This window comes from Erwinia psidii, assembly GCF_003846135.1.
Lineage (GTDB): Bacteria > Pseudomonadota > Gammaproteobacteria > Enterobacterales > Enterobacteriaceae > Erwinia > Erwinia psidii.
On the sequence record NZ_RHHM01000005.1, the window covers coordinates 195,469 to 218,596 of the forward strand.

Here is a 23,128-nt window from a genome sequence, read left to right on the forward strand (position 1 = left end):
TCAATGTCTGGCGGATTAGTGACAGCAGCATACATTGTTGCCGCAATTCTTTTTATTTGCAGCCTGGCAGGGCTGTCGAAGCATGAAACGGCCAAACAGGGCAATTTGTTTGGCATCAGTGGAATGGCAATCGCTTTGCTGGCCACCATCTTCGGTCCCGACAGCGGTAATATCAGCTGGGTATTGCTGGCAATGGTCATCGGTGGCGCGGTTGGTATCAGGCTGGCGAAGAAAGTTGAAATGACCGAAATGCCGGAGCTGGTTGCGGTACTGCACAGCTTTGTGGGCCTCGCTGCGGTTCTGGTGGGTTTTAACAGCTATCTGGATCACGCACCTGCCACGGAAGTCGTGCTGGAAAATATCCATCTCACGGAAGTCTTTATCGGTATCTTTATCGGGGCGGTGACCTTCACCGGTTCTTTGGTGGCATTTGGAAAACTGTGTGGTAAGGTTTCTTCCCGGCCTCTGATGCTTCCTCACCGCCACAAACTGAACCTGATAGCAATCGTCGTTTCGCTCTGCCTGTTGATTATTTTTGTTCGCACCGACAGTCACGGCATGGAAATTTTTGCGCTGTTTGTAATGACGCTTATCGCGCTGGCCTTTGGCTGGCATCTGGTTGCGTCGATTGGCGGTGCCGATATGCCGGTGGTGGTATCAATGCTGAACTCCTATTCAGGATGGGCAGCAGCAGCAGCCGGTTTTATGCTGAGCAACGACCTGCTGATTGTGACCGGGGCGCTGGTCGGCTCAAGCGGCGCGATCCTTTCTTATATTATGTGTAAGGCGATGAACCGTTCTTTTATCAGCGTGATTGCCGGTGGTTTCGGTACTGACAGTACTTCAACGGGCGAAAGCGAAGAAGTGGGTGAACACCGTGAAATTGATGCTCAGGGGACGGCGGAGCTGCTTAAAAACTCCGATACGGTGATAATCACTCCTGGCTATGGCATGGCAGTGGCACAGGCTCAGTATCCGGTCGCTGAGATCACTGAAAAGCTTCGGGCGCGGGGTGTAAAAGTCCGTTTTGGTATCCATCCGGTGGCAGGCCGCCTGCCCGGGCATATGAACGTGTTGCTGGCAGAAGCACGTGTACCATACGATATCGTGTTGGAAATGGACGAAATTAATGACGATTTCTCCGAAACGGATACCGTGCTGGTTATCGGTGCCAATGACACCGTTAACCCTGCTGCACAGGATGATCCGAAAAGCCCGATCGCCGGTATGCCGGTGTTGGAAGTGTGGAAAGCGCAGAACGTCGTGGTATTCAAGCGCTCAATGAATACCGGTTACGCTGGCGTGCAGAATCCATTATTCTTCAGGGAGAATACCCAAATGCTGTTTGGGGATGCTAAAGCAACGGTGGATGCCATTCTGAAAGCGTTGTAACACTCATCTTCAATGACGTCAGGGTAAAGTCCCGGCATAAGGCCGGGGCTTTAATTCAAATCGGAAACGGTATCTTTCTTTCCTCTCACCGCTTCCAGCAAACTTAATCATCTTCACCCTCAGGCTCCACCGGGGAAGTAAAACCATCGGGTTTAATCGCCAGCAAATCACAGCGGAGATGATCAATAACCTGTTCAGCCGTATTTCCCAGGAAGGCGGCTGACAGTCCGGTGCGGCCAATCGTTCCCAACACCACGACGCCAGCATCCAGTTCTGCGGCAAGATCCGGGATGACTTCTTCAGGCAGTCCTTTCTCTACATGGGTAAATTTTTCATCAATACTGAACTGTTGCCGTAGCGCTTTCATCGCCAGCAAATGCTGACCGCGTATAGCGTCGTTGTAGACACAGGGATCAAAATCCGGCAGTTCAATGGCGATATTAATAGGAGTAACAGGATAAGCACCGACCAGATGCACTTCGGTATGATTGACCAACTGCGCCAGTTCAAGCGTTTCCTGTACCAGTTTTGTATTAAGCGGATCGTGGTGGGGTTCTTCGCTGGCCAGGTTAACGGCAACGACGGCTTTGCCATCTTCCGGCCACGGTTGATCTTTTACCATCCATACAGGACAAGGACATTTGCGCAGCAGGTGCCAGTCCGTTGGAGTAAATACCACTGCCTGCAACCGGTCGTGCTGATGGGCCATTTTCAGTACCAGATCATAATGACCATTGAGCACTTCCTGAATAATTGCCTCATAGGGACGATTATGCCAGATAACCTTGATCGCTATAACTATTCCTGCGTCAAGATAAGCCTGTGCCTGGTCACGGATCCACTCAGTGCGTTGGCTGACCACACCTTTACGCATGGTAGTACGCTCATCCGGTGAGAGCAGGGTGGTCATTTCATAGGAAAAGTCATAAATAGGCAGAAAAGCAGTAATGCTTCCACCAAGACGTTGATTCAGATAGACGGCCCGGCGAAGCGCTGGCTGGTCGTCCTGTTGTGGATCGACAACCACAAGAATATTCTGATATCTGGTCATAACGGTTTCTCCTAAGCAGGTTATTTTAAGATAGCGCAATCATCTGTCCGGCAGAAGAGAAAATTACTGGCACTTCACATATTAATAGTTACCGTGCTATTTAATTTTCGACAGGAATACAGAGGGATACCGGAAACAGGTAGCGAGGACAGGCAGGTCGTTGCGTTGTGCAGGGATGTTATCCACTGGATAAACTGGTCACTGTTTTAATATCAGGCTTTTTATCTGTGAGACATCAGGAACCCGGCTTAATTGCAGAAAGGATATTAAAAATAAGCCGGGTTAAAATATAAGAAAACACCAGATCTGTTAGGTAAACCGATCTGGTGTAAATTACTATGTTGCATACAGCAATTAAAATCAGCGTTGTTTCTGAACGATAAATTGTTCAGAAACAGCACAGGCCGTTATTGCTGACAATATCTCTGTCAGGCAATGGCACGACTCTGACCAGCAAGCTCTGACAATACGGCGTGATCTTCAATAGTTATATATTTCCCCTTTACCGCCAGCATTCCGCTTTTCTGAAAACGGCCAAGCAGACGGCTGATGGTTTCCACCGTCAGACCAAGATAGTTACCAATATCACCACGGGTCATGGTCAGACGAAATTCTCGCTGGGAGAAACCTCGCTCGCCAAAGCGGCGGGACAGGCCATAGATAAACGCAGCCAGGCGCTCTTCCGCATTTTTCTTGGAAAGCAGCAAAATCATCTCCTGATCGCCTTTGATTTCACCACTCATCAATCGCATCATTTGCTGGCGCAGGCTGGGCATTTTGCCAGAAAGATCGTCAAGCGTTTCAAAAGGGATTTCACAAACCATTGCGGTTTCCAGTGCATGGGCGAAGCTGGGGTGAACACCAGCACTTATTGCATCAAAGCCCACCAGATCGCCTGCCAGGTGGAAGCCCGTAATCTGTTCATCACCCTGTTCTGTAATGGTGTAACTTTTAATGGTCCCGGAGCGAATGGCATACAGTGACTTCAGTTCATCGCCAGCTTTGAAGAGCGTCTGACCTTTCTGAATGGGCTTTTTGCGTTCGATGATATTGTCCAGCTGATCGAGTTCGTGCTCGTTTAGCGTAAAAGGAATACATAGCTGGCTGATACTGCAATCCTGACAGTGAATAGCACAACCGCCTGACTGAATACGTCTGCTGATAACTCGCTTTTCAGGGATCATAGTTATGGACTCGATTGATTATTGATTGAGGTCAATTTTATCACTTTTTCCTGATTGAAGGGAACGGACCAGGACAGTTTTCGCATTTATCAAAATGCTTAAATTAACTCTGGTGTCATTCTGTTTAAGATTTATCAAATGTATAACATTTCGCTTATTTAGATAACGTGGCACTAAAGCGATATAAGTTTTCCCATTGTTAATTAGGCAAAAAGTTGCTCATCAGTACGCATAAATTCCGTAAAGCAGTATTAACTGCTGTATTCACTCAATCATTGATGTGTCACCTGAATGAGTCCTGATGATAAATAATGGTTGCGGACATTTAAGGGACCAGCCGGCCTTCGCGGGGCAGAATTCCCCTGTGAGAATATGCAGGAACCGATGTAAATAATCTGTTGCACAGTATTTTTCCGACACCAGCCTGCTGAGGCCTCACGGCATTGATAAGGTCGGCTGCATGCTACCCGGCAGTCTGAAAACACACCGGCTGTGCTGGAGGTACTGTTTCTGGCACCGGACAGCATAAAACATCTGCCCCTGAAAAAAAGATTGTCAGCTGAGTACCGGAAAAGCATTGAAAAAAGCGTAATTTACATTTTTTCGCATCAACAGTGATCGGCAGGAAGAGAAGCCTCGCAATGTTACCGCAGTGGACATCACGCACACTGCGACACCCCTTGCTGATCGGACGGTACCGGCATTTGCTGAGCTTACGGTTGCCGATGGCCGCACTCTTACCTTCCGGGTGAAATGCCGGGATAATAACGGGCTTATCGGCTGCGGTTCGCATCGCATCGCATCGCATCGCATCGCATCGCATCGCATCGCAGGGTGATTATAAATATAGCGCGGCTGAAAGATAATCTGGCTCAGGATATTGAGGCTAACCGCAAGAATAACCGGCAAAAAACCATCAAAGTTTCCTCCGGTAGCGTTGAGCTGTTCACGCTATCTGACGAGATTGAACAGCAGATGATCCGCCGCTTTGCGTTAATGAGTTATCGGCATATCAGCCGGGAAACTGCGGACGTATACGCTTTCAGCGTTTCCACGCGGTTAACGACAATGTTCCCTCTGCATGAAATCAGCTCATCACATTATTGGCCAACATCTATCCACAGCATCTGAGCGCCCTGGAAAGGACTCACGCGGTTACCACCCATGGTTAAGAAATTGAATCGCTTCTTTCAGGAGCACCTGACCATGAAAAGACGGCTTACGCCACAATCAAAGGTATGGAGGTGATGTGTGCACTACGCAAGGGGCAGGCCTCATCGTTTTACCATGGTGCTCCCCTGGGCAAGATGCATCTGGTAAGCAGCGTCTCTGAAATTTAGGGTATTTCAACAACAGACAAGCTGCCTCATCGCACATTTTGCAACAGTGCCCTGCGTTAACGCCTGCTCGTGCCATTGCACGGTAATTGGGCATCTGTAGAACAAATCAAATCCTTTCAATTGGTGAGTTTATTTTCACTTTTATGGAACTGCAACGACTAATTTAATACTCACACATTAATTTTTATTAATGGATTATGCCGCCAGCAGGTCATCAGATGATTTGCTGTTGCAGTCAGTTTTCACCACGGTCGCATTGATGGGAAGAGAAAAGTAGAAATGCCGGTTATGGCGATGACCGCGATAAAGGGACACTTTTCAGATATCGTTGCGGAAATTTTGCCATCATAACCAGATACATCCTGGCAACCTGAAAAGTCATCTTAACTTGGCATATTTTCCACAGGGCGGATGGTAACGCGCGTGAACTGATCATTAACATTTATATTTTTGCCTAAGCAAAATTTATGCCGACAGCAGAAACTACCCTGTGAGTCGGAAAGGCCGGATTGCCTTGTTGTTGGGCAGTTTTCTGCGTCAATTTGGCGGTGAAAATATGACCGAATAGGTTGAGCTGTCAGGCCAGTTTGTTTGCTTTACCTCTGATATTTTAATTTTTTATATTAAATATCAATATTTTAATCCTTTTTGCTTTTTTGGAAATCAAGGAATGTAACTCTATGTTGAATCAAACCTCACGGGCGATAACGCGCTCGAATCCTCAGGAAATGGCGCAGAATATAAGCCACTCTGCGCCGGAAACACCATTGCACCAAAATGTGGCGTCGGGCTTGCGTGGTTCAGGCCTGCCTGACAATGAAGCTTCTCGTTCAATATCGGCCTGGCTGGCTCGCCGGCCAGAGGTACAGGATGAGTCTTGTCTTGCAAGTGGTGGCCTGTTGCTACGCTATGGCCCCGATCATAACGAAGCGATGGCACCCCGTAATGAAGCCCTCTTTACCCACACTTCCGGTTTACTGGCGGCAGTGCTGACGGTGCACCCGCAGGTCGAGCAGCGCGCAAGAATGCCTTTAACGGCCGGACATATCGCCAGCCAACTTGCCGCCCCTCCGTTTGGATTATTAACGGGTATCTGGCAGGCGGCTGACGGTAATGCGTTTATCGAACGTAACGGTCATTTGCATCAGGTAAACGAAGAGGGTCACTGGATGCCGCTGCCAGTAGGGGGGCACGATGCGTCATTGCGCATGATCGGACGGCAGGCTGATGGCAACGTATATTTGCATGATGGTAAAAGGATTTTACGAGCCGGTAATGGCCCTGCTGCTTTCCATTCCACCCGGCTTCCGGCAGGGGCTATTGCACGTATCGACGCCACGGGAGCACTGCGTATTCTGCATAAAGGTCAACTGATGACGGCCACGAACCACGGTCAGACGGTGCGTGATATTTCACTGTTGCGCCCGGTCACAGGTGGTACAGGCTTTGAACCCACCCCGGCCAGACCGATTGACCTGCTGCTGCTTCCACATCCCCACTCAGCCGCAGCGTTAGTTCTCGACGAAAAGGGCAGAGCCTATCAGGCGGAGTTAGGTGGTCAGGGGTCGATAGAAGCACGACGGCTGACCTTACCTGAGGGAATGAGCCATGCAGAGGGATGGGCGATTACCTCAATGGGGCTGTCGAGCGATAATGCGGTGCATTTGCTTTTAGAGAATGGCGAGGGGCATCGTGTCGCATTGCAAAAAACATCTGACCAGACTGAGTTCCAGCCAGCCTGGTTGGTTGACCATCCGTTGCTACTTATCAAAACTGAGGGGTTACATACCCATGCCGATGAGGCGATGCAGTCGCGCACATTGCTCGATGGACATGCACAACTTGGGCATATAAATGGTGTGTTGCATTATAAGTCCGCGCCCGGACAGCATTGGGAACGGCCATCGTTGCCAGATGGTGAACCGTTGACGGACATTCTCTCGCTGCATACAGGTGTAAAAGGCTTTGTGGATCGTCGTCCGGTGTTCGCACTACTGGATAATCCGCAGCGGTTAGCCGAACTCAAGTTACCCGGACGCACCACCTGGTTGCCAGCAGGTGAAACGCCCAGCCATCCTGCGGGTGGGCCATTGGCGATAATTCCTGACAGGGTACAGGTACGGGCTCAAACGATTGCCCATTTTGATGAGGGAGTTCGCGATGTGGCAATAGACGCCGGAGGTCAGGTTGCCGTATTGACGGAGTCTGGTCATTTAAAGCGGTTCAACGCGAATGGGGAAGTTAGCGAATTGCCTGCTCTGGCCCATCCGCTCTCCATCGCCATAGGGCTGGATGATCGTCTGCATGTCCTGAGTCAGTCACCTGACCACCAGACCAAATTGCAGCGGCTTACCGACAATGGACAATGGGAGAATGTCCCGCTGACTTTGCCGGAAAGTCATGACTTGCCGGGCGCTCTGCGAAGTTCGCGTACCGGCCAGCTACAACTGCAATTTGGTCATAACTGGCATACACTGCTGCCGTCAATGACCGGGCCAGATGCAAGGCGGATACCGTCGCGCGTTGCACCTCAGGCTACGCCGGATGAGAAAGCTGTCGCCGGAACACAGTCGGGAACCAATGCACGCGTCAATTATCAGCAAGCCAGTCGTATCAGCACGCCCGATCATGATGTCAGCGTGAATACGACGTTACTGGGGAGCACCTCAACCGACCCGTTGTCGCTGAATTCCAACATTCACCTGATTGCCAATACCTATAAATCGCAGGCGATCAGGATGGCAAATATAGTAAGGGACGTTGCGCACGATACCACTCACGCCGTCGCACACAAAATGGGTATCGCTTTGCCACCCACCCCACAGGAAAAACGATTAGCCCGTTTTCATCAGGAAGCGGATCAGCTGCGCGGGCACATCGGTACTCTTTTCGAGACGCTGCCAGTTCTGGCAGAGGTACGCGTTGCGTCTGCCATCGGGCCGGGCCAGCATGACCGTGCCGGGTTGACGGCAGCTCAGGGCGAACATCTGATTGCGATGCGTGAGAATGAGCTGGCTTCGCTGCTGCGCGATCTGCGCAAGATTGGTTATCATGAAGGTGTTATCGCAGCAGATTTCTCCACGCGAAACAAACCCGGTGTTGAATCCACTTCCTCCAACTTTAGCTATCATGTAGCCGAACTGTGGCGACGTGTAAGTTCAGGTATTACCAGGGCAACATCTCGTCCTGGTAATGATGTGTTGCCTGATTTTGATCGGAGTATTTCGTCTCTGGCACGTGCCGCAGCGGATAATCCGCAGACATTGAGCGGGCGTGAAGCGGAACTACTGACCCAACTGTGTGAGGTCAGTGGAAAACTGAAGGCATCCGGCGTGCAGTTATCCGCAGATGAAGAACAGAGCAAACTCTCCTCCAGGCCAAATGCTTTGCGTACCGCCTGTCTGCTTAACGGCCTTGCCGAATATGACACACTGCTGCGTACTAACAGCGCAGCAGAGCTTGAGCAGGCTGATAGCAGGCAGAAGCAATCAGGATTACGGGGACTTGCCCGATTAGGCCTGTCGTCGTGGAGCCAGCTTGAAGCCTTTGACGACGTGGTATCAACGTTTCGGCAGCAAATCACCACTCCGGGTAACGGGCGTCGCGCGCAACTGCTCAAAAGTCTGAATTTGCCTAAAAACGCAGCACCGGATGAAATGGCGTCGCGAATGACCGATTTGCTACAGGACCTGTTTAACCGCAGCACCTTTTTTTCTTCACAGTCGCGATCGGCAGAATTGCGCGGCTCTTTGGGCGCAGTGGCATGGAAGTATATCAATCCGGTCAGCGCTGGTGTGGGTGGCGAGGCCATTCATGCGCTGGGGGTTGAGCGTATTGGCGATTCGAAAGATGGCGATGCGGGGTTGGTTGCATTTTTTGTCAGACATGCGAAAGCCACTGCATCAGGTAGCCTTGGGATCGGCATTGACTTTAAGCCCGGTGCCGGAAGCGGTTCACACGCCTATCTTAATAATTCCAGTATGAGCTCTTACATGGCCACCTGGGGGGGGAGCGCCAACGTTAACGTAGGGGGCTCATATCAGCACGGTATGGGGGCGGCCGTTATTCTGTCTCCGTCAACAATCCCTGAGTTCTCCAGGCTGCTGTTTGATCATCACGATACCGAAACTACCAATATTTTACATGCCGGTGTGAATGAAGGTTCGATCGGTTTGGATCTTTTTGAGACGAATGTAAATGCTTCGGCCAACCTTAATGTTTCGGTACAGCCCTTTGCAGCCAGTTCCAAATATGGTTCGCAAAAACCGCATGCTGCATCAGAGCCAGCAGGCCCCGGCAACCTGAACAGTTCGATTTCTGGTGCTGTAGCGGGGGGAATTACCGGACAGATTGGTGGGCAGTGGTCTCAGATGGAGCTGCACCTGGATCACGCCTGGCAGGAAATACTGGGCCTTGAGTTTCAGGGGCGTATAAACCTTAACGCCGAGTTAAATGGCGGTGTGAACCTTGCATCGGGTTTATCTTCGGTGCTTGGACGAAACTTTTCCCGGCTGGTTAATGCCGCGACCGGGGCGGGCAACCTGCAACTGGCTGGCGTTCGCCTGAATTCAAGCGATGTCCAGTTGCCGACCAGTGGCATTTATGCTGATAAACAAAATGCACCTCTTTTGGGTACGGCGAGTTATAAACGCACGCTTGACACTAAGGCGGCGCATCCTGTTTCTCCTGATGAATGGCAACAAATGCGTCAACGTCTGGCCAGCGTTTTCCCGGAAAGCGCTGCGGACCTTGGTCCGATGCATTATCCGGCAACGTCCGCTGAACGCATCGCGGTGATTATGCAGGCGATCAAGGGGATTCAGGGTGAACAGGCGAGTAGCATCGAAGCCCGCGGAGCAATAGAGGGAGATGCGCTGAAACAGCAGCGTGCTCTGGCTGAAGAGGCGACCAGTAGAGACGCGGACAGGCTATGGAAAGGTGGAACGAAAAGTGAGCGTGCAGCGGTGGTCACCTCACTACAACAACTGCGCCAGCAGGAAACAACTGCGGTACAGCAGCGGGCGCGACTGATTCCGGGAGCCCGTATTGAAATCAATATGTTTGGTCGTGAATCGCTGGATGCGGTGATGAGTCATGCTATAGGACATATTGCGCTGGGTGAGAAAATGCGCGATCTGACAGAAGTACGCCGACAAATTCCCGGACTGAATGAAGTTCTGCGACGTTTCAAGGATATTCCGAAAATCAATCAGGTCCGTTTTGTATTTGAAATGCGTCCGCAAGCGATGAACGCCATCAACGATGCACTTGAAGCCAAAGTACATCAACAGTCCGCGTCTGCACTCGGTTTGTCATCTTCGTCGGATGGTATGGACTGGCGGTCGGTTCTGAATAAGACACAGCACTCTCCCGATCTCTACCGTCTTGCTGCTCTTGCCGTGCATAACACCGATGATAACTCTGTGATCAACCGTGTTGGTCTACCATTGGTTAACCTGACTGCCAGTGCGGGAACATCGCATCAGATGTTTGAGGCGGAAATTCAGTTCCACTACGATCTGTACGATCGGATACAGGGTGCTGAAGTGCTTGAGGCGGGTGGACGGGCTTTACGACAGTCACTTAATCCGTTGCGAAGCGCCGGAATTGAGGCGATTGGTCAGCATCGCGCCGGTGTTGAGGCGCGGGTTGCGGAGCCTGAGTCTCCCCGTGGTGAATCGTCGCGTTCAGAAATCTGGCACGATATCGATTTGTCGTAGGGGGTGGGTTTACTGCCATCAAATGTGAAGTTGAGACGGCAGCCTGCCATCCCTGATTGACAGAGAGTGTTTTACCTGATGTTTCACTGTTACCAGAAAAGGCCAGTCATGGTGACAGTGAGCCATTCACAGGGAAACATCTGATGATATGGGATGCGTCTGTCGATGCTCTGACATGTTGTGTCCCCCGTGAAAAAACGGGGGACTGAAACAGGAGGCAGTGCTGGATTTAGCGGGGTTGCGTTTTCTGGGGGCTTTGCAGCGGGCCATGTGGATGAATTCCTGCGGAAATTAACATACCGCAGAGCATAAAACGGTATGCCGGTCATCAAGACTGTCAGACGCTCGCCCTGTAAGGGCGCTACGTTCGATTATCGATGTAAGAGGTTATCTGTCAGCAACGTCATCGCTTTTACTTATGAAACACTCCCGTAACGCGAGATTGAAGATTTTCCTTGCGTGAAAGGGATGTAATTTAGCAAGTGAACCTTCTTACAATCCGTTATGATAGCGGTCATTTTTTCAGGAACTAAAGCCAGCCTGCCCACTGGCAATAACCTTACGGAGCGTTACTGTGGAACGTCTTGCCACGACAGATGTGCGTACCTTAATCAATGAGGGAAGCATCAGCCGTTATCAGCTACGAATTATTGTTCTCTGTTTTGCCGTAGTGGCTATGGATGGGATGGATATCGCTGTGATGGGGTTTATCGCTCCGTCGCTGAAAATTGTCTGGGGCGTCAGCACCCAGCAACTGGGAGTGGTGATCAGCGCCGCGCTGATTGGACTTGCACTGGGGGCTATGCTGGCGGGACCACTGGCGGATCGCTTTGGCCGTCGGACGATCATCATCGGTAGCGTGTTCTTCTTTGGCCTGTGGGCGCTCGCTTCTGCTTTCTCACAAAACATCGATCAGATGATGTTATTTCGTTTCCTCACCGGGCTGGGATTGGGTGCTGCGATGCCAAACGTGGGCACGCTGATCGCGGAATATTCCCCTGAGCGTAAGCGTGCCTTTATTATCACCGTGGTGTTTTGTGGTTTTACATTTGGTGCCGCGGGTGGTGGATTTGCCGCATCCTGGTTGATCCCGACTTTTGGCTGGCATGCCGTGCTGATTTTGGGTGGCCTGTTGCCGCTACTGATTGTGCCAGTGCTGATTTCATGGCTGCCGGAGTCAGTGCGTTTCCTGCTGGCCCGTAACGCGCCTGCGTCGCAAATTCACCAGATCGTCGAAAAAATGGCACCGGGAAAAATACAGCATGGTAGTGAATTCACCATGCCGGAAAAGAATGGACGCCACGGCGCGGTCCGGCTGGTTACAAGTCGTCCCTATCTGTTGGGTAGCACGATGCTCTGGGGCGGCTATTTTATGGGGCTGTTTCTGGTGTATCTGATTGGCAGCTGGCTGCCGTCGCTGGTTAAAGATATGGGAATGACGGTAACCCAGGCGGCGCTGATTACGGCAATGTATCAGGCTGGTGGAACAGTAGGCTCACTGTTCGCTGGCTGGATGATGGACCGGTTTAATGCCAATCTGGCACTGGCCTCAATCTATTTTGTTGGTGCTATTGCCACCGTGTCTATTGGCTATACCCCAGCGCATACACTGACACTTAGCCTTGTGGCCTTCAGCAGTGGTTTTTGTCTGAACGGAGCGAATACCGGCATGAATGCGTTATCCGCCAGCTATTATCCCACCCATGCGCGGGCCACAGGTTCCAGCTGGATGCATGGTGTCGGGCGTATTGGCGCCATTCTTAGCGCCTTTGTCGGTGCTGAAATGTTGTCGATGGGCTGGAATATCACCCAGGTTTTCACCAGTCTGGCGATACCTGCGGTGTTAACCTCTGTCATGCTGCTGGTTAAATACCGATACGCACATCAGCGCACAGGCTGAATGAAAATCGTTATCTTCCGGGATTGTGGGCGGAGCCGCTGATAAAAACCGATTGAACGACACAGACATTAACTGGGAATCTGTCCCTGTGCCAGCCAGCAATGAAGCAAACTGGCACGGGCTTATTCCCCAGCGGTTATTGCAGGCTACTGTTACGGATCAAACTGTATCTGCCCGCGCCAAGCAGCATAATGGCAAGCGCCCCGAAGAAATAGAACGCTTCATCTTCCAACCCCCATGCACCGACAGCGCTTCGATGCCACACGGCACCGGTTTTAACCAACAGGGTGGCAAACGCCAGATTGATGGCAATCACAAACGCCGCCGGACGAGTCATCAGACCAATAATCAACATGGCAGGAGCGATAATTTCACCAATGTAGGCTCCCCATGCCACAAAACCCGGAAGGCCATGCGCTTTGAGCAGGGTGGCAATCCAGCCGATACCGTGAACCACCTTAAACTGGCCGTGAAACAGCAATAATCCCCCCAGTGAGAGACGCAGTACAAGCTTGCCAGCATCGGGATGATCACAAAAACGGGCAAAACCGCTATTAATTGCAGAAAACATATAGGGTCCTCAGGAAAATTGGCAGCCAATAATGATTGCGCTGAAAAGCAGGATCTTATTTTCCCTGCATCTCTTTGGTCGCCTCAGATTTTATCCGTTGCAGCAAACAGCGCTACCGTGCCGTGCAAGGTAATGTCCACCTCACGGAAATGCTGTTGCAAAGCCGCCTTAAGATTTAACAGAGAATCCGTCTGATTGCCAAAAATCCCTTTTTTATTGTACACGCTCATCAGCTTACGTCCGAAAGCGTTGTGTTCCACGCCGCTGCCAAGAATGGTTGCGCCATAGACTGTGCCATTCTGCGTGACAGCTGATTTGATATTAGCCAGCGCGGTGGCCTTCAATGACATGTCCCCAGGCAGGCAGTGCAGGAGATAAAAGAGTGATACTGAGTCATAGCGTTCGGTCAGTTCAGAGGGCAATGCCTGATAGACATCATGACGGATCGTTTTCGTGATACGCGAAGTACCAATTCGCTCTGTCGCCGAAGTGAGGCTGAACGGATTCAGGTCCAGCAACGAGACCTGTTGCAGTGAGCCTGACAACTGCGCCAGGTAATAACCGGTACCTACGCCGATATCGAGATGATTCTTACCTAAATGGCGTCGAAAATGGGGCAACAGTATCTGTTGAGTTGGACAACGCCATGCAAAACGGTTGGAGATATCCAAAACCCACCAGTCATACAGTTTCAGGCTCAGTGGGGTATAAACACGGGAACCTTTCGCACTGTCAATACGCATTATTCTTCCTTAACAATCAGCCATTTTTTTGTGGCTATAAGGTAATTGAATTATCAGCCTGAATACAATAAACATCTGGAAGAAAGGATTTTATTGGCAAATAGCAGGCCTGATTTTTACCTTATTTTTCAAAATTCGGTCACATTCCTTGCTCATGATGTACGCCAAAAAGTGTGACAATGTTCCGATTTTACAGACACGCTTTTCCTTACATAAGCTTATCTGGCCTCGGCGAGAGAAAAAAACCAACCAGTGCAAACACTTACAGTTTTTCATCAAATCTTAACATTTTGAATAAAAAGAAATAATTACTCAGGTAATGCGCAAATGTGCCGATAACCAGTGCAGGGTCATACGTCAGGCCGGGCTGACAAGGTTTTCTATCGTTACGGAGTAGTTATGAATATATTAAAAAATTTTACCATCCGCAGCGTTATGCTCTGGATCCTCGGGCTGTTCTGCCTGCTGTGGTCTGCTGTAGGCATGTACAGTGTCTATTCCCTGAGCGCTCTGAGTAAAGGCAATGAGGTTGATCGGGAGCTGGTCAATCAAATGACTATTCTGAGTAAAGGCAACGATCAGTATTTCCGCTTTATTACCCGCCTCAGCCGTGCAGTGGATTCCCGCCTGGCCGCCAGCCCAACCGCCGCCAGCGATATGGCATCTGTCCAAAAAGCATTGGACAACATGACGAAATTACTCGCTGATTTCAAAGCAAGTGTTCCAGGCCCACTTGATGCCAGCTACTCTGATGCGGTTATCGTCAGTTGGGAAAAGCTGCTAAATGAAGGCGTGCTGCCTCAGATGAAACTCGCCCAGCAACCCGTTATTGATGAATACCGACGCCATGCCACTACCGTCACTCCGGCGCTGAGTCGTGAGTTCGGCAGCAACGTAGAGAAATTTAACAGTGCTGCGGGCGATAAGCTCGATATCACACGTGTTAAGGTTGATTATCTGACCAATGTTACCAAAGTGGTCATCGTACTGGCCGTCATTGCCGGACTGCTGATTTTACTGTTCACTGACCGTTACCTGGTGAAAATGCTGGTCCGCCCGCTGGACACAATACGCCAGCACTTCAGGCTGATAGCCGATGGCGATCTTAGCCAGCCACTGGAGGACATTGGCCGCAACTGCGTGGGTAATCTGGTCCCGTTGTTACAGGCGATGCAGGACAGCTTGCGTGACGCAGTAAGCGCAATACGCAACGGAACAGATAATATTTACCGCGGTGCAGCAGAAATATCTTCCGGTAATAACGATCTTTCATCCCGAACCGAACAGCAGGCTGCCGCGCTGGAGCAAACCGCCGCAAGTATGGAACAGCTGACGGCAACGGTAAAACTGAACGCAGACAATGCGGCACATGCCAGCGAACTGGCTGAGGTTGCCTCCATTACGGCCAGTAAAGGGGGTAAACTTGTAAGTGACGTTGTAACAACTATGCATGGGATCGCCGGAAGTTCTCACAAAATAGGTGAAATCACCAGCGTCATTAACAGCATTGCTTTCCAGACCAACATCTTGGCGTTGAATGCGGCTGTTGAAGCGGCAAGGGCAGGTGAGCAAGGTCGTGGCTTTGCGGTGGTTGCCAGCGAGGTTCGTAATCTCGCACAGCGGAGTGCCAACGCAGCAAAAGAGATTGAAGCACTGATTAGCGATTCGGTCAGTAGGGTGGATAGTGGCTCACGTCTGGTGGGTGAAGCAGGCAGCACAATGGATGAGATCATGCGGGCGGTAAGTGAAGTGACGCAAATTATGAAACAAATAGCGTCAGCCTCTGATGAACAAAGCAAAGGGATCTCTCAGGTTGGCACCGCTATCACTGAAATGGACAGCGTCACCCAACAGAATGCGTCGCTGGTTGAGCAGGTTTCAGCGGCGGCGAGTTCACTGGAACGTCAGACAGAGGAGCTTACATTATCCGTGTCCAAATTCCGGCTCTCTCCGGCTTCAACAAAAGTAAGTGAGGCCACCACGGTTAAACTCGCTCAGTTACCAGCACAGTTGCCGGCGCGTCCAGTGGATGCCCAGAAGCCGCCGGTCGATGACGAATGGGTTTCATTCTGAGGAAACGGTTACCACTTCGCCAGCCGTTTCTTCCACCGTGCTGGCTTTTCTTCTACAGGGCCGTTCACCACGGCCCTGTTGCTGTCATTAATATGTGATCCTAATCGATATTAACTGCAGAATTCTGCCACCTTCGTTCGCGGCCAGGCAACCAGAATAAGGTTGTAATAAATGCTTACTTTGTAGACTGGACTCTGACCCTCCTGAACAGGAAGTGAGTATGAGTCAGGCTATTGTATCAGGTATTTTCTGGCATCTTGTCGGTGCTGCCAGCGCCGCCTGTTTTTATGCTCCGTTTAAAAAAGTCCGCCACTGGTCATGGGAAACCATGTGGTCAGTGGGCGGTATCATGTCATGGATTATATTGCCCTGGTCGGTCAGTGCCATCCTGTTGCCTGACCTCTGGGGTTTTTACAGCACATTTTCCCTGTCACAACTCATGCCGATATTTCTTTTTGGCGCCATGTGGGGGATCGGTAACATCAACTACGGTCTGACCATGCGCTATCTTGGCATGTCCATGGGTATTGGCATTGCGATAGGTATCACTCTGGTAGTTGGTACGCTGATGACGCCGCTACTTCAGGGACGCTTTGCCGAACTGTTCAGTTCCGAAGGAGGAAGACTCACGCTGGTGGGGGTACTGGTCGCCGTGGCCGGCGTCGCCATTGTTTCATGGGCAGGGGTACTGAAAGAAAGGGCAATGGGGATCGCCGTTGAAGAATTTAATCTGAAGAAAGGACTGCTGCTGGCGATAATGTGTGGTGTGTTCTCCGCAGGGATGTCCTTTGCCATGAATGCCGCCAAACCACTGCATCAGGCCGCCACGGCACTGGGGATTGATCCACTGTATACCGCGTTGCCCAGTTATGTCGTGATTATGGGGGGCGGGGCAGTAGTCAACCTTGGCTTCTGTTTGATTCGTCTGGCCACCAGGAGCAATCTTTCATTAAAAGCCGATTTTTCCGTAATGAAATCATTACTGGTGTGTAATGTGCTGCTGTCACTGCTGGGTGGCACCATGTGGTACTTGCAGTTCTTTTTCTATGCCTGGGGTCATGCCCGGATCCCGGTGCAGTATGACTTTATCAGCTGGATGCTACACATGAGTTTCTATGTGCTGTGCGGTGGTCTCGTTGGGCTGGCTCTCAAAGAGTGGAAGAATGCCGGTCACCGCCCGGTCAGTTTGCTCTGCTGTGGCTGTCTGCTGATTATTTTTGCCGCCAATATCGTTGGCATGGGAATGATGTTCTGACGCAAAAGCTGATTCAGCGCTGTGTTATTTTACCCGACGCGCATGATGTTCAAACTGTTGGCGAAAAGCGCTTGGCGTCATTCCGGTTCCCCGCGTAAATACCACTGAGAAGTAGTTGCTGTCGTCGAAACCACAGCGTGCAGCGACTTCTCCGATCAGACACTCCGTGCTGCGCAGAAGAAATTTTGCCTTGCACAGCCTGATTTGCCGGATATATTGCGCTGGCATCATACCGGTCTGCTGGCGGAACAGGTGCTTCAGGGTGCGCTCAGACAGATGATGCTGCTGGCAGAAGAGACTGAGATCAAAATTATGGGCAATCTGACCCTGAATGGCTGACATCAGCAGGTCCAGCTGTTCTCCTTCAGGCAGTTGTCGCGCGCAATCCGGCTTATAACGGTGACGCTGCAAAATCAGCACCAGTTGCAGAAATAGCGTTTCCGTTAGCTGCCTGGAAAGTTGATCGCTTTTGTGGCACTCCTGTGATAATTGCAGGATCACCCCACGGACAAGGGACATTCCTCGCGTGGTCAGTCGCCATGCTTTCTCGTCCTGCGGCAGGAATTCCCTGAGGTCCAGGCCCAGCTGAAAACGTTCAGGACAATATATAATGTTATCAAGTACCAAATCGTTGACTGATTCATAACTGTGGCAATCATCCGGGCCGACATAAAACAGGTCTCCACAGGTGATCAACCACGGATTGTCATTCATCACATGAAGACCATTGCCACGCCAGACAATCACCAGCTCGCTGAATTCATGAGTGTGAAGGGGGAAAGAGGGCTGCGGGCTGCGGTCAGCCACCACCACTGGCATCAGTTCAGAAGGAAAATAGTCGGCTTTCGTCAAACAAAGAGGCACGTCCAATGTTCACCTCACAGAAAATTTTGCCTGATGGTACGTGGAGACGTGCCAAACTCGCGCTTAAATAGCGTGGAAAAGTGATTGCTGTCACCAAATCCACAATGAAAGGCAATATCAGTGATGCGCATTTCGCTATGTCGCAGCAGATGCCTTGCCTGTAACAGTCGCAGGCGGTTCAGATAACGCTGAGGCGTGCTGCCAGTCTGCTGCTTTAACTGGCGATGCAGCGTGCGCAGGGAGAGTGAAAATTGATCGGCCAACGCCTCCCAGTCGACTTCCTCACTGTAATGCGCGGCCAGCCAGTCCAGCAGACAGTGCATTCTGTCATGCTGATTATCAGCCTGGAGTTCACTCATCCCATTACGTAGCAGCAGTAACAGTTGCATAAAATGCATTTCCTGCCCGGCCTGACTTTCCAGGGTGCATGGCTGTACATCTTTCTTCATCACGTCAATAAGCTGCCGCACCTGTTCCAGTACCGCGTTATTAATCCGCCAGTGGTAAGGGTAATTCCCTTCGCTCTCCTGTGGAAGCAGGCGCTGGAAGCCGGTGATAAATCGAAACGCATCAGGCTCACGATACAGGACGTTAGTCAGAACCAGCCGGTCAGTTTTTTCATACAAATGGCGATCGTGGCTGCGTACAAAACAAACACAGCCGCCAGACAGCGGTTTTGGCTCCCCGTTAAAGATATGGATCCCGGCCCCCTGTTCAACGATCACGATCTCATGAAAATCGTCATGGTAATGCTCAGGAAAGGCATTCTGTGGCACCCGGGGTTCAATGGCTACCGGGCCGCCGCCGGGGAAAAAATCCACGCTGTGTAGCACTGTCATAATGTTCCTTCATTAACTATTTTTGGCAAAGTCTACAGACAGACGCCGCGCTTCACCTTGAGTTTTCGACAGGAAACAGCCTCCTTAAGACGAATTATTCAAGAACCCGTCCTGTGAAATTCATAATTGCGCGTCGCATCACATCAGGTTCTGGCGCGATTAAAAATAAAAAATGTGAGCTTTTTCACGTTCACCTTTGTCGCGTTGCCAGCTCCCCAGACTGGCTGGCAGTGAAGGAAAGGTACTAAATAGCCGGGCTTTTACACTGATGTTATTAAATTGACAGGAAGCCAAACCATGAGCATGCGAAATTGTGTTGCCATTGATCTGGGCGCATCCAGCGGTCGCGTAATGCTGGCAAGCTATAACGCACACGATGGGAGTCTTGCGTTACAGGAGGTGGCCCGGACGAAAAATCGTCTTGTCTACGTTGACGACCAACAATGCTGGGATGTCGATGCACTCGAGGCCTTTATCGTTTCCTCGCTAAATGCCCTCGAACCGCAGGGTATCATGATTGATAGCATCGGCATTGATACCTGGGGCGTGGATTTTGTCCTGTTAAATAAAGAGGGTGAACGTATCGGCTTGCCCGTGGCCTATCGTGACGATCGCACGCATGGCTTGCAGGCCCGCGCCATAAGAGAACTGGGACGCGACAATATATACCGGCGCACCGGCATTCAGTTTTTGCCGTTTAACACGCTCTATCAGCTACGCGCACTGTCTGCAAGCCGCCCAGACTGGTTATACGATGTCCGCCATGCGCTGCTGATCCCTGATTATTTTCACTATCGGCTGACGGGCCAGGTTAACTGGGAATACACCAACGCCACCACAACTCAGCTTCTTAATATCACCACAGGGGAATGGGACAAGGTGCTGCTGGAGTGGACGGGAGTCAATCCTGACTGGTTTGGCCGACTTTCACAACCTGGAAGCAAAGTAGGCTGCTGGCAGAGTGGATCAGGCAAAAAAGTTCCGGTGGTTGCGGTAGCGACACACGACACCGCCAGTGCGGTGCTGGCGGCGCCATTGACTGACGATGATTCGGCCTGGCTCAGTTCCGGCACCTGGTCGCTGATGGGCTTTGAAAGTTTCGAGCCATACAACGACAAGGCGGCACTGGCTGCCAATATTACCAATGAGGGGGGGGCGGAAGGGCGTTTCCGTGTGTTGAAAAACATCATGGGACTGTGGCTGTTGCAACGCGTTTGTAGCGAACTCTCAATTGATAACCTGGACCACCTGGTCAATGAGGCCAGAAATCAAACCGCCTGCCGCGCGTTAATTAATCCAAATGACGAGCGTTTTATCAATCCGGTCAGCATGGTTTGTGAAATTCAGAATGCCTGTGTGGCACAGGGAATGCCACAGCCAACCACACCCGCTGCGTTAGCCCGGTGCATTTTTGACAGTCTGGCGCTGTTCTATCGCCAGGTACTGAAAGAGCTGGAGCAGGTTCGCGGTGCCCCTTTTAACCGGTTACATATTGTCGGGGGCGGTTGCCAGAATTCGTTGCTAAATCAACTCTGTGCTGATGCCTGCGGTATTCCGGTGGTGGCCGGACCGGTAGAGGCTTCGACGCTGGGTAATATTGGTTGCCAGCTTATTGCCAGTGGCGACATACGCGACGTCACACACCTTCGCCAGCTGATTAAACAAAATTTCCCCTTACAAACTTATAACCCACACGTCAGTGATGTATACCGGCACAACTGGCCACTTTTCCAGTCACTGACAAATACGGCTAAGGAGCTATGCATATGACCCAGGCAATCGACCAGGCGTTCGGGTTGGCAAAACAGCGTTTTGCCGCTATCGGTATTGATGTTGATGCCGCAATGGCGCTGCTGGATAAGATGCCCATTTCCATACATTGCTGGCAGGGTGATGACGTGCGCGGCTTTGAAAATCCTCAGGGTGGACTGACTGGCGGCATTCAGGCAACGGGAAATTATCCCGGAAAAGCGCGTAATGCCACAGAGCTGCGCGCCGATCTGGACAAGGCCCTGTCACTCATTCCCGGCGCAAAAAGGCTGAATTTGCATGCGATTTATCTGGAAAGCGATACGCCAGTTGAACGCAGCGATATCAGGCCGGAACATTTTGATCGGTGGGTGGAATGGGCCAAAGCCAACCAACTTGGACTTGATTTCAACCCCTCGTGCTTTTCACATCCAATGAGTGAGAGTGGTTTTACGCTTTCAAGTGCCAATAAGGAAGTCCGTCAGTTCTGGATTGAGCACTGCAAGGCCAGTCGTCGTATTTCTGCTTACTTTGGCGAGCAGCTGGGGACACCGTCAGTGATGAATATCTGGGTCCCGGATGGGATGAAGGATCTCACCGTTGACCGCTTTGCTCCCAGAGAGCGTCTGATGAATTCACTTGATGAGGTTATCAGTGAAAAACTGAATCCGGCTCATCATATTGACGCGGTAGAAAGCAAGCTTTTCGGTATTGGCGCGGAAAGTTACACCGTCGGGTCAAATGAATTTTGCCTTGGTTACGCTGCCAGCCGCCAGACCGCATTAACCCTGGATGCAGGACATTTTCATCCAACCGAAGTCATTTCTGACAAGATCTCCACCGCCATGCTTTATGTCCCGCGTCTGTTGCTGCACGTCAGTCGCCCGGTACGCTGGGACAGCGATCATGTGGTGTTGCTGGATGATGAAACGCAGGCCATTGCCAACGAGATAGTCCGTCAGAAGTTGTTTGACAAAGTGCATATCGGTCTGGACTTTTTCGATGCCTCAATTAACCGCATCGCTGCCTGGGTGATTGGTACGCGTAATGCCAGAAAAGCGCTGTTGCGGGCGTTGCTTGAACCCGTTGACCGGTTGAAAAAACTGGAGCTGGAAGGGGACTACACCTCACGTCTCGCGCTGTTGGAAGAGCAAAAATGTCTGCCCTGGCAGGCGGTGTGGGAGACCTACTGTCTGCGTCACGACGTTCCTGCCGATGCCAGCTGGCTCAGTGAGGTACGCCATTATGAACAACAAATTCTCAGTAAACGCTAAGGGTGTATTATGCAACACATTCTGACTTCATGGTTTGTCCAGGGAATGGTCAAAGCAACCAGTGATATGTGGCTTAAAGGATGGGATGAACGCAATGGCGGTAACGTCAGTCTGCGTTTGCTGGATGAAGAGGTAAAACCTTTTACCCAGGATTTTTACCGCGCACCGCGCACCGTCGAGCTGAGTCAGCCTGCACCCTCGCTGGCTAACTGCTGGTTTTTGGTCACCGGTTCCGGCAAGTTTTTCCGTAACGTGGAGCTTGATCCTGCGGACTGTCTGGTGCTGCTGCGCGTCAGTGAAGATGGCAGGGCTTACCAAATATACTGGGGACTGGTCAACGGCGGACTACCTACCTCTGAACTGGCGTCACACTTTCAGTCACATGCGGTGCGAATGAAGGTAAGCAATGGTGCAGATCGGGTGATTATGCATTGCCATGCCACAAACTTTATGTCCCTGAGTTATATCGCTGAACTGGATTCTGCCCGTTTCACCCGTCTGCTGTGGGAAGGCAGCACGGAGTGCCTGGTGGTGTTCCCGGATGGTGTGGGGATCGTGCCGTGGATGGTACCGGGTACAGACGGTATTGGTGACGCGACGGCAGAGAAAATGGCGTCACACAGCCTGGTCATGTGGCCATTTCATGGCATCTTTGGTGCCGGTCCAACACTGGATGAAACTTTCGGTCTTATTGACACTGCCGAAAAATCGTCAGAAGTGGTGGTAAAAGTGCTGTCGATGGGGGGAATGCGACAAAGCATTACTACAGAAGAACTGATTGCTTTGGGGAAACGGTTCGGCGTCACCCCTTGGCAGGCGGCAATAGAGGCACGGCATCCTTATGTTGCGTAAGGCGTTCGTCATGCAAATCCATCCTGACAAACATCAGGAGTATCAGCAACGGCATGACCCTATCTGGCCGGAACTGGCCCGGACACTGAAAGAACATGGGGCGCATCATTACAGTATTTTTCTTGACGCACCCCGTAATCTGCTGTTTGCCGTTGTGGATATTGAATCAGAAGCACGCTGGAATGCTGTTGCGCAAACGGAGGTGTGCCAGCGATGGTGGCGTTCGATGTGTGAACTTATGCCGTCAAACGCTGACTGCAGCCCGGTCAGCGCTGAACTTTCCTGTATGTTTTATCTGGCATAAAAAAGCGGTCTGCTCCA

The 23,128-nt window shown here is 51.1% G+C and carries 17 protein-coding genes and 1 pseudogene; 12 read left to right on the top strand and 6 right to left on the bottom strand.

Annotated elements, in window-relative coordinates; genetic code table 11:
* Positions 1 to 3 precede the first annotated feature (3 nt).
* Positions 4 to 1,392: a Re/Si-specific NAD(P)(+) transhydrogenase subunit beta gene (pntB, locus tag EB241_RS08370; protein WP_124232734.1), complete on the top strand. Its 1,389-nt coding sequence runs from the start codon at positions 4 to 6 to the stop codon at positions 1,390 to 1,392.
* A 103-nt stretch (positions 1,393 to 1,495) separates the two neighbouring features.
* On the opposite strand, the gene uspE is transcribed toward pntB, so the two are convergent.
* Together uspE and EB241_RS08380 are read right to left on the bottom strand one after the other, a co-directional pair.
* Positions 1,496 to 2,443 carry a universal stress protein UspE gene (gene uspE, locus EB241_RS08375; protein WP_124232735.1) on the bottom strand — a complete coding sequence of 316 codons (948 nt, stop codon included), beginning with the start codon at positions 2,441 to 2,443 and terminating at the stop codon, positions 1,496 to 1,498.
* Positions 2,444 to 2,871: 428 nt separating this feature from the next.
* Positions 2,872 to 3,627, bottom strand: a complete 756-nt coding sequence (locus EB241_RS08380; protein WP_124232736.1) for an FNR family transcription factor — start codon at positions 3,625 to 3,627, stop codon at positions 2,872 to 2,874.
* Between the two features lie 652 nt (positions 3,628 to 4,279).
* Between EB241_RS08380 and EB241_RS21955 the strand changes: the two genes are divergently transcribed.
* The 5 genes and pseudogenes from EB241_RS21955 to EB241_RS08400 all read left to right on the top strand — a co-directional run bounded on the left by EB241_RS21955 (position 4,280) and on the right by EB241_RS08400 (position 12,587).
* On the top strand, positions 4,280 to 4,465 hold the full coding sequence (locus EB241_RS21955; RefSeq protein ID WP_407644261.1) for a thioesterase, FlK family: 186 nt from the start codon (positions 4,280 to 4,282) through the stop codon (positions 4,463 to 4,465).
* A complete protein-coding gene (locus tag EB241_RS21960) occupies positions 4,462 to 4,758 on the top strand; it encodes a hypothetical protein (RefSeq protein WP_124232737.1) in 297 nt (98 codons plus the stop codon). Before EB241_RS21955 ends, EB241_RS21960 begins: the two co-directional genes overlap by 4 nt.
* An 80-nt stretch (positions 4,759 to 4,838) precedes the next feature.
* A pseudogene (locus tag EB241_RS08390) lies at positions 4,839 to 4,967 on the top strand (IS6 family transposase); the annotation flags it as partial.
* 680 nt (positions 4,968 to 5,647) lie between these two features.
* Positions 5,648 to 10,687 carry an AvrE-family type 3 secretion system effector gene (locus EB241_RS08395; RefSeq protein ID WP_124232738.1) on the top strand — a complete coding sequence of 1,680 codons (5,040 nt, stop codon included), beginning with the start codon at positions 5,648 to 5,650 and terminating at the stop codon, positions 10,685 to 10,687.
* 574 nt (positions 10,688 to 11,261) lie between these two features.
* Positions 11,262 to 12,587 carry an MFS transporter gene (locus EB241_RS08400; protein WP_124232739.1) on the top strand — a complete coding sequence of 442 codons (1,326 nt, stop codon included), beginning with the start codon at positions 11,262 to 11,264 and terminating at the stop codon, positions 12,585 to 12,587.
* 136 nt (positions 12,588 to 12,723) lie between these two features.
* Here EB241_RS08400 and EB241_RS08405 read toward each other — a convergent pair whose 3' ends face one another.
* Positions 12,724 to 13,158: a DoxX family protein gene (locus EB241_RS08405; RefSeq protein ID WP_124232740.1), complete on the bottom strand. Its 435-nt coding sequence runs from the start codon at positions 13,156 to 13,158 to the stop codon at positions 12,724 to 12,726.
* 83 nt (positions 13,159 to 13,241) lie between these two features.
* Entirely contained in the window at positions 13,242 to 13,901 is a 660-nt protein-coding gene (locus EB241_RS08410) for a class I SAM-dependent methyltransferase (RefSeq protein ID WP_124232741.1), read from the bottom strand.
* Between the two features lie 399 nt (positions 13,902 to 14,300).
* Between EB241_RS08410 and EB241_RS08415 the strand changes: the two genes are divergently transcribed.
* Positions 14,301 to 15,974, top strand: a complete 1,674-nt coding sequence (locus EB241_RS08415; protein ID WP_124232742.1) for a methyl-accepting chemotaxis protein — start codon at positions 14,301 to 14,303, stop codon at positions 15,972 to 15,974.
* 220 nt (positions 15,975 to 16,194) lie between these two features.
* Positions 16,195 to 17,229 carry an L-rhamnose/proton symporter RhaT gene (rhaT, locus tag EB241_RS08420; RefSeq protein ID WP_124232743.1) on the top strand — a complete coding sequence of 345 codons (1,035 nt, stop codon included), beginning with the start codon at positions 16,195 to 16,197 and terminating at the stop codon, positions 17,227 to 17,229.
* A 24-nt stretch (positions 17,230 to 17,253) separates the two neighbouring features.
* Here the strand turns inward: rhaT and rhaR are convergent, their stop codons facing one another.
* Positions 17,254 to 18,093: an HTH-type transcriptional activator RhaR gene (gene rhaR, locus EB241_RS08425; RefSeq protein WP_124232744.1), complete on the bottom strand. Its 840-nt coding sequence runs from the start codon at positions 18,091 to 18,093 to the stop codon at positions 17,254 to 17,256.
* Between the two features lie 14 nt (positions 18,094 to 18,107).
* Entirely contained in the window at positions 18,108 to 18,932 is an 825-nt protein-coding gene (gene rhaS, locus EB241_RS08430) for an HTH-type transcriptional activator RhaS (protein ID WP_124232745.1), read from the bottom strand.
* A gap of 297 nt (positions 18,933 to 19,229) precedes the next feature.
* On the opposite strand from rhaS, the gene rhaB reads away from it, so the two are divergent.
* The 4 genes from rhaB to rhaM are packed head-to-tail and all read left to right on the top strand — an operon-like array spanning position 19,230 to position 23,111.
* Positions 19,230 to 20,702 (top strand): rhamnulokinase, encoded by a 1,473-nt coding sequence (gene rhaB / locus EB241_RS08435; protein ID WP_124232746.1) that lies wholly within the window; start codon positions 19,230 to 19,232, stop codon positions 20,700 to 20,702.
* Positions 20,699 to 21,955 (top strand): L-rhamnose isomerase, encoded by a 1,257-nt coding sequence (locus tag EB241_RS08440; RefSeq protein WP_124232747.1) that lies wholly within the window; start codon positions 20,699 to 20,701, stop codon positions 21,953 to 21,955. The genes rhaB and EB241_RS08440 overlap by 4 nt, the downstream gene beginning before the upstream one ends.
* Before the next feature lie 9 nt (positions 21,956 to 21,964).
* A complete protein-coding gene (gene rhaD, locus EB241_RS08445) occupies positions 21,965 to 22,807 on the top strand; it encodes a rhamnulose-1-phosphate aldolase (RefSeq protein ID WP_124232748.1) in 843 nt (280 codons plus the stop codon).
* Complete coding sequence (rhaM, locus tag EB241_RS08450) at positions 22,797 to 23,111, top strand: L-rhamnose mutarotase (RefSeq protein WP_124232749.1); 315 nt, start codon at positions 22,797 to 22,799, stop codon at positions 23,109 to 23,111. The genes rhaD and rhaM overlap by 11 nt, the downstream gene beginning before the upstream one ends.
* Positions 23,112 to 23,128 lie beyond the last annotated feature (17 nt).

Bases quoted from the DNA above. Each gene is read 5' to 3' on its own strand.
- pntB (WP_124232734.1), top strand. From the start codon at position 4: ATGTCTGGCGGATTAGTGACAGCAGCATACATTGTTGCCGCAATTCTT.
- uspE (WP_124232735.1), bottom strand. From the start codon at position 2,443: ATGACCAGATATCAGAATATTCTTGTGGTTGTCGATCCACAACAGGAC.
- EB241_RS08380 (WP_124232736.1), bottom strand. From the start codon at position 3,627: ATGATCCCTGAAAAGCGAGTTATCAGCAGACGTATTCAGTCAGGCGGT.
- EB241_RS08395 (WP_124232738.1), top strand. From the start codon at position 5,648: ATGTTGAATCAAACCTCACGGGCGATAACGCGCTCGAATCCTCAGGAA.
- EB241_RS08405 (WP_124232740.1), bottom strand. From the start codon at position 13,158: ATGTTTTCTGCAATTAATAGCGGTTTTGCCCGTTTTTGTGATCATCCC.
- EB241_RS08410 (WP_124232741.1), bottom strand. From the start codon at position 13,901: ATGCGTATTGACAGTGCGAAAGGTTCCCGTGTTTATACCCCACTGAGC.
- EB241_RS08415 (WP_124232742.1), top strand. From the start codon at position 14,301: ATGAATATATTAAAAAATTTTACCATCCGCAGCGTTATGCTCTGGATC.
- rhaT (WP_124232743.1), top strand. From the start codon at position 16,195: ATGAGTCAGGCTATTGTATCAGGTATTTTCTGGCATCTTGTCGGTGCT.
- rhaS (WP_124232745.1), bottom strand. From the start codon at position 18,932: ATGACAGTGCTACACAGCGTGGATTTTTTCCCCGGCGGCGGCCCGGTA.
- rhaB (WP_124232746.1), top strand. From the start codon at position 19,230: ATGAGCATGCGAAATTGTGTTGCCATTGATCTGGGCGCATCCAGCGGT.
- EB241_RS08440 (WP_124232747.1), top strand. From the start codon at position 20,699: ATGACCCAGGCAATCGACCAGGCGTTCGGGTTGGCAAAACAGCGTTTT.
- rhaD (WP_124232748.1), top strand. From the start codon at position 21,965: ATGCAACACATTCTGACTTCATGGTTTGTCCAGGGAATGGTCAAAGCA.
- rhaM (WP_124232749.1), top strand. From the start codon at position 22,797: ATGTTGCGTAAGGCGTTCGTCATGCAAATCCATCCTGACAAACATCAG.